Raw genomic sequence first — 6,549 nt, forward strand, 5'->3', positions numbered from 1 at the left:
AGCGAGGTCGGCGGTGGGGTCGCTGTGGGTCGCCACGCTGACGATGGCACTGTCGCCCTCCGGCAGATCCATCGCGCTGCGGCAGCGGTTGGCCAGGCCGACATCGTGGGCGTGGATGCGGTCGACCCCGAGCGCCACCAGCGCCTCCAGCGACGCGGCGGCGGCCGCGACGTCGAACCACGCGGGCGACACCGTGAACCGGCGCGCGTCGCCGGCCAGCCGCAGCGGCGGGCCGTACAACGACGCCCACGGATCCGCGCTCGCGTACCACCCGGCCAGTCGCGGCACCAGCCAGTCGACATCGCCGCGGACGGTCGCGAACCCGACGCCGCGCGGCGAGCACAGCCACTTGTAGGCGGCGCACGAGGTGACGTCGAAGCGGACGGCGGCGACCGGCAGCCACCCGATGGCCTGGGTCGCGTCGACGTAGGTGCGGGCACCCGCTGCGGCGGCCGCGCCGGCCAACGCAGCAAGGTCGAGGACCCGTCCGTCGGCGGACTGCACCGCGCTGACCGCGACCAGGTCGACCGCCGGGGTGACGTGGTCCAGCAGCCGGTCCAGCGGCACCGCCGTCACGTCTAGACGGTCGTCGACCACGAACGGGAACAGCACCGAGGTGAAGTCCTCCCGCGCGCACAGGACCCGCGCGCCGTTGGGCAGGCTCGACGCCACCACGCCCGCCGTGATCGATGCCGCGCCCGGCATGGCGACGGCATCGACGTGGGTGCCGGCCAGCGTCGCGAACGCCTCGCGGGCGCGGACGACCTCGGTGTCGAAGCCCCGCAGGTCGACCTTGCCGGCTTCCCAGTCGTCCAGGCAGTCGCGCAGCGTGTCGACCGCCGCGCGCGGCGGGATGCCGACCGAGGCGGTATCGCAGTAGCCGGGCACCGCATCGACGTGCGTCCTGATGTCATCGTCGAGCATCCGGGCACGCTACTCCACCGGCACCACCAGCCACCGGAGGACCGGCGTGGTCCCACGGCGCGTGTCGCTGATCGTCGACGGCGCTCCATGTCAGGAGTTCGCGCTCGCGAGTGGACCACCGAGGCCTACGTCCGCCGCCACGACGGCTGGAAGTGCACCATCACCCACCGGAATCCGTTGCCGACGGGACAACCCCCATAGGGACCACCATCGTGACCGTGATCGATATGCGGCAGATACGGCCCGGGTTGACTTGAAGTTGACTTCAACTTGTAGCCTCTTCGTCACATCTGGTCCGGTGGCTCGAGCATCCAGTCACGGTGGCAGCGTCACGGGGCCGCGTTCAGGTCCGAGATAGACCGATGAGTTGTGCGTGTGGGCACGGTCCCAATCCAGAGGAGCCGCTTCGGTGATCAAGCTGAACACGTTGGAAGGAGTCCGCAGGTGAGGCGCTCGAGTGAACTCGCAGTCGAAGCGTCGGGGCTGGTCAGGACCTTTAAGTCCGTGCGGGCCGTCGATGGCGTCGACCTGGCCATCCCGACCGGTGGGGTGTACGGGGTGCTGGGACCCAATGGCGCTGGCAAGACGACGACGCTGCGGATGCTCGCCACATTGCTGCGGCCCGACGCCGGCTACGCCAGGGTCCTCGGGCACGACGTGGTGCGTGAGGCGGATGCTGTGCGTGGCCGGGTGAGCCTGACAGGCCAGTTCGCCTCGGTCGACGAGGACCTCACGGGGTTCGAGAACCTCGTGCTGATCGCCCGTCTCGTTGGCTTTCGACGCACCGGAGCCGGCGTTCGCGCACGTGAGTTGCTGGAGGCGTTCGGGCTGGCGGACGCGGCGGCGCGACAGGTCAAGAAGTATTCGGGCGGGATGCAGCGACGCCTGGACATCGCGGTCTCGATCGTGGTGACGCCCCAACTGGTGTTCCTCGACGAGCCCACCACCGGCCTGGATCCCCGCAGTCGCGGGCAGGTGTGGGGCATCGTCCGGGCGCTCGTCGCCGGCGGAACGACCGTGTTGCTGACCACCCAGTACCTGGACGAGGCCGACAAGCTCGCTGACCGGATCGCGGTCATCGACGCCGGCAGGGTCATCGCCGAGGGCAGCACCGGTCAACTCAAGGCGTCGGTCGGTGCGGGCTCGCTGCGAGTCCGGATCCAAGATCAGGCGCGCCGTCCCGAAGCCGAACGGCTGCTGTCCCGGGCACTCGGCGTGCCGGTGCACCGGGAGGCCGATCCCGCGGGGTTGTCGGCCCGGTTGGCCGACCCGGACCGGGCCGCCCACGCCCTGACCGAGCTCGGCCGCGCTGGCGTGATCACGACCGAGTTCGCCCTGGGCCAACCCAGCCTCGACGAGGTGTTCCTGACGCTCACCGGGCGGCCCGCCGAGACCACGAGCGAGCCGGACACGGATCGGACAGGCGGCGCACACGTCGACGGGGTGGCGTCATGAGCTCAACGACCAAGCACGAAGCCATCACCGAGGTCGAGGACATCCTCGCGGTCGTGTCGTCCACGCGTGAACGGCCGCCGCGCCCGTCCCCGCTGTCGACGTCGCTGACATTCGCCTGGCGGGGGCTGCTCAAGATCAAGCACGTCCCGGAGCAGCTGCTCGACGTCACCGTGTTCCCGGTGATGATGCTGCTGATGTTCACCTACCTGTTCGGTGGTGCGGTCGCCGGCTCGACCGACACGTACCTGCAGGACCTGCTGCCTGGGATCCTGGTGATGCAGGTCACCTGGATCAGCATGTACACGGGGCACACGCTCAACCGGGACATCACCAAGGGGGTACATGACCGGTTCCGATCGCTGCCGATCTGGCGGCCCGCGACGCTGGTCGGGCCGCTGTTGGCGGACGCTGCCCGCTATGCGATGGCGTCGACCATCATCCTCGTCCTCGGGATCGTGTTGGGATTCCGACCGCAGGGCGGGATTCAGGGGGTACTGGCCGGGGTCGGCCTGATGCTCGTGTTCTCCTTCAGCCTGTCGTGGGCGTGGACCCTCGCCGGGGTCACCATGCGGTCGCCCGAGGCGGTGTTCGGGCTGGGCAACATGGTCATGTTCCCGCTCACGTTCATCAGCAATGTGTTCGTCCCTGTCGACTCCCTGCCGGGCTGGCTCCAGGCGTTCGTCAAGGTCAATCCGATCTCGATCCTGGTCTCGGGCGTCCGCGGGCTGATGCACGGAGACGCCGCAACTGGCAACATCACGCTGGTGCTGCTGATCAGCGCGGCGCTGGTGGCGGTGTTCGGTCCGTTCACGATGTCCGCCTACCGCCGCAGAGAGTGACGTCGTCGCAGGCGAATCCGACTGCCGCTCGGGCGACTTCGTCACTCGCGATGTCGAGCTGCCCGAGTAGGTCGGCGCCCAGCGGTGGGGCACGTCCATCGTCGTCGCGCTGCTGTCGGCTCAACGCGCTGTGCGTCGTCGGTGCGCGGCAACGTGGGTTCTGTTGGCGCATGAGGGAGTGCAGAACCGTCGCTGGCCGTTGCGGGACGTGTCAACGAACGCCGTGCTGCAGGACGGCGACGCGCACAGGTCAGGCGTTCGACACCATGCTCGCTGATGATCGCAGTGACTGCCGTGGTGCCGTTGCAGGCGATCCGGGTGACGCCGTCGGCTTGATTGAGTCGGCGGGCGTTGACCAGCAGTACGCGGCGATCGCGATCCCACCGCCGATCAGCGACGTCGCCGACGGCACCTCACCGAGCCGGACGTAAGCGGTCAGCATCGCGGCCGGCGGGATCAGCGACTCCAGCGTCACCGCCCGGGACGCCGGCAGGCGGGCGAACGCGACCGCGATGCAGGCATAGGCGAGGACCGTCGCGACCAGGCCGAGCCAGACGGCCGCGAGCGTGGAGCCGACCGGCGCCAGCGCAACGTCGGACACCAGCGCGGGCCCGAAGGGCAGGAGGAACAGCGTCCCGGCCCAGATCGCGTACGCCGTGAACTCCGCAGGGCCGTAGCGCCGCAGCGACGGCTTGGTCAGCACGAAGTATGCGCTCGCCGACATTGTCGCCACGAGCACGTGCCCCGTGCCGGACGCCAGGCCGAACCCCGCCCCCCGGCCGACGATGATGACGGCCACGCCGGCAAAGCTGACCGCCACGCCCGCCCAGCCGAGGACTCCCGGGCGCTCGCCCAGGAACACCGTGGCCAACAGCGCTGTGCACGCAGGGATCGCGGCGATGATCAAGCTGGCGGTACCGACCGGCACGGTCAACTGTCCGCGCGCGAGCGCGACGGAAAAGACGCTGAACGCCAGGACGCCAGCCAGCAGGATCGTGGGCAGGTCCCGCAGCCGAGGTCGACGTACCGGCCTGACCACGGCCCAGCCGGCGAGGGCCAGCGAGGCCGTCAGGAACCGGAGCAGCGACAGCGCCCCCGGTCCGTACCCCTCGAGGCCGACGACGGTCGCGGTGTAGCCGGACGCCGAGCCGAGGACCGCCAGCGCGATCGCCAGCCACAGCACCGGATCGTGCGTCGCGGCCCCGGTCCGACCGGCGCGGCGCTGCTGGTCGGCGTCGGCGCGGGTCTTCGCGATCGTGGTCGGCGGTTGTACTGGCTCCATCGGTGACAGCTCCGCCCGTCGACACGGCGTTACCTTCAAAATGAGTACGCGAGTAACGTTACCGTCGAATGCTAGTCGCTGGCAACCCTCGTGGTAGCGTGGGCATCGGACGCGTTGGAACAGTCATGGCATGGGATGACCCGAAGGCAGCTCCGGATCCGCTCGCGGCGGTCCAGGACTTCATCAACACCGCTCACCGCATGCGCGGCGCCGACGAGCTACGTACAGCGGACCGGGCGTCGACCGTGCTCGCCGAGCTCGGGCTGGTCGGCGACGGCGAGTACGTCGACGACACCGACCGACGACGGCTCGTCGGCTTCCGCGAGGCGCTGCGGGCGGTGCTGCTCGCACGCACCGGAGGTGAATGTGACGTCGCGGCCGACGCGACGGCGTTGGACCGCGCCGTCGAAGCGGTGCCGTTGCGCATGCGCTTCTCACCCGCGGGCCGGCCAGCCGTTGGGGTGGCTCCGGACGGGCCGGTTGCGGAGCGTGCGGTCGCGACGGTGCTCGCCGCCATAGCCGCCGCCGACGGCGAAGGAGACTGGGAGCGGCTGAAGGCGTGCGCGAACGATGCCTGCCGCTGGGCGTTCTACGACGCGTCCCGGAACCGCTCAGGCCGCTGGTGCGACATGAACGTCTGCGGGGCCCGCCACAAGATGCGCACCTACCGCGAGCGGCACCGCTGACCACCTCCCGTGGTCCTTGCGGACCCTCCCCGTGATGGACGTCTCACACCCCGGACGCCATCACGAACTCAGCATTACATGGGTGCTGGCGTCCCCGCCCCTGAGGATGAGAATGAGGCGCCTTGCCGAGACCTCGGTCGTCTGCAGCGCCCTTGAGCCTGCGACTCAGCATGAGGCGGGAGCCTGGTAGGAACCCCCGACTGTTGCCTCGAGCACGCGTGTCAGATTCATGACGGTTCGGGCTCCCTGGGACGGCGCCGTATTCGATCCACGGGAGGTGGACCGCATGAACATCATCGTAGAGCGCGCTGCGGGGTTGGACATCCATAAGAAATCGATCACCGCGTGCGTTCGTGTCCCCGGCGCGGTGAGGGTGGTTCTCAACTGCCGGTCAGCGACGGTTCGCTGTGGCGCTCCAGGAACTTGAGCACTGCGTGGTTGAACGCTTCGGGGTCATCGGCATACATCAGATGCGACGTGTCGGGAATGTGAATCCGTTCTGCTCGCAGCATCAGCCTTTCGAGCTTGTCGGTGACCCGATGCAGAACGGGCGCGCCGCGTTCGCCATTGACGAGCAAGGTCGGGGCGCTGATGCGGCGGGCGTCGTCCTCATCAAAGGCGGGGAATCCCGCACGAAGCTGGGCTTTGAACGGCTGGACGTTGTCGCGGATCTGACAGCGCATGTCAGCTGAGAGGTTCGCGGAGTCGGCGCGTCCCAAGGCGGCGGTCACGAAGATCTCCAGGCCGCGCTCGTCGTCGCCGCGCGTGAACGCCCGGATCGTGGGCCCGATTCCCTTCGCTCCGAACCGTATGACGTCGATCCCCGTGCGGGGATCACGCAGCAGCAGCCTCAACAGCTGCGTGGGCCGTGGCGGCACGCTCACCCCGAGAAGGGGCAGCACGGGCGGATCGGCGAGCACGAGCGTCCGTACGAGCTCGGGCATTCTGCGTGCCAGCAAGAGGCAGACAAATCCCCCGTTTGAAGCGCCGATCAGATGCGCCGGCGTGAGGTCCAACGCACGCAGCAACCCGACGAGGTCGTCGACGTGCGTATCCAGCGTGATAGCGACGCCGACGAGAGGTCGCTCATTTGGGTAGTAGGAGCGGCAGCTGTACGCCACCGTGCGGTACGTCGACGCGAACGCGGGCAGTTGCTTGTTCCAAGCTCGCAGATCGTTGAGGCCACCGTGGACGAAGACGACTGGCTCGCCGGCCCCTTGCTCGGTGTACTCCAGACCCGTCCCGTTCACCTCGATCGTCGGCATGCCATGGTCCTTGAGCGCAGCCATCGCGTGCTGCTGACTGACCGCAGCCTCACGTGTGCCGAACAGAACGTCAAGGCACAGTCAGAGGTCGTCTCGGG

Annotated in this window: 6 protein-coding genes; 3 read left to right on the forward strand and 3 right to left on the reverse strand. The window is 68.9% G+C overall.

Translation table 11 applies throughout. The annotated features are described in order from the left end of the window. On the reverse strand, positions 1-924 hold a 924-nt coding region (locus VK923_16140), incomplete at its 3' end, for an aminotransferase class V-fold PLP-dependent enzyme (GenBank protein ID HSJ46206.1). A 444-nt stretch (positions 925-1,368) separates the two neighbouring features. Here VK923_16140 and VK923_16145 point away from each other — a divergent pair. Together VK923_16145 and VK923_16150 are read left to right on the forward strand one after the other, a co-directional pair. Then, entirely contained in the window at positions 1,369-2,379 is a 1,011-nt protein-coding gene (locus tag VK923_16145; protein ID HSJ46207.1) for an ATP-binding cassette domain-containing protein, read from the forward strand. Then, positions 2,376-3,218, forward strand: coding sequence for an ABC transporter permease (locus VK923_16150; protein HSJ46208.1), 843 nt, complete (start codon positions 2,376-2,378; stop codon positions 3,216-3,218). The genes VK923_16145 and VK923_16150 overlap by 4 nt, the downstream gene beginning before the upstream one ends. A 250-nt stretch (positions 3,219-3,468) precedes the next feature. Here VK923_16150 and VK923_16155 read toward each other — a convergent pair whose 3' ends face one another. Then, entirely contained in the window at positions 3,469-4,500 is a 1,032-nt protein-coding gene (locus VK923_16155; protein ID HSJ46209.1) for an EamA family transporter, read from the reverse strand. A gap of 125 nt (positions 4,501-4,625) precedes the next feature. Here VK923_16155 and VK923_16160 point away from each other — a divergent pair, with 125 nt between their 5' ends. Further along, the gene (locus VK923_16160; GenBank protein HSJ46210.1) at positions 4,626-5,186 is read left to right on the forward strand and encodes a CGNR zinc finger domain-containing protein; all 561 of its coding nucleotides are present in this window, start codon (positions 4,626-4,628) and stop codon (positions 5,184-5,186) included. 380 nt (positions 5,187-5,566) lie between these two features. On the opposite strand, the gene VK923_16165 is transcribed toward VK923_16160, so the two are convergent. Next, positions 5,567-6,451, reverse strand: coding sequence for an alpha/beta hydrolase (locus VK923_16165; protein HSJ46211.1), 885 nt, complete (start codon positions 6,449-6,451; stop codon positions 5,567-5,569). Positions 6,452-6,549: the final 98 nt, after the last annotated feature.

Source organism: Euzebyales bacterium (assembly GCA_035461305.1).
Classification (GTDB): Bacteria; Actinomycetota; Nitriliruptoria; order Euzebyales; family JAHELV01; genus JAHELV01.

Coding starts and splice junctions, on each gene's coding strand:
- VK923_16150 (HSJ46208.1), top strand. CDS start 2,376: ATGAGCTCAACGACCAAGCACGAAGCCATCACCGAGGTCGAGGACATC.
- VK923_16155 (HSJ46209.1), bottom strand. CDS start 4,500: ATGGAGCCAGTACAACCGCCGACCACGATCGCGAAGACCCGCGCCGAC.
- VK923_16160 (HSJ46210.1), top strand. CDS start 4,626: ATGGCATGGGATGACCCGAAGGCAGCTCCGGATCCGCTCGCGGCGGTC.
- VK923_16165 (HSJ46211.1), bottom strand. CDS start 6,451: ATGCCGACGATCGAGGTGAACGGGACGGGTCTGGAGTACACCGAGCAA.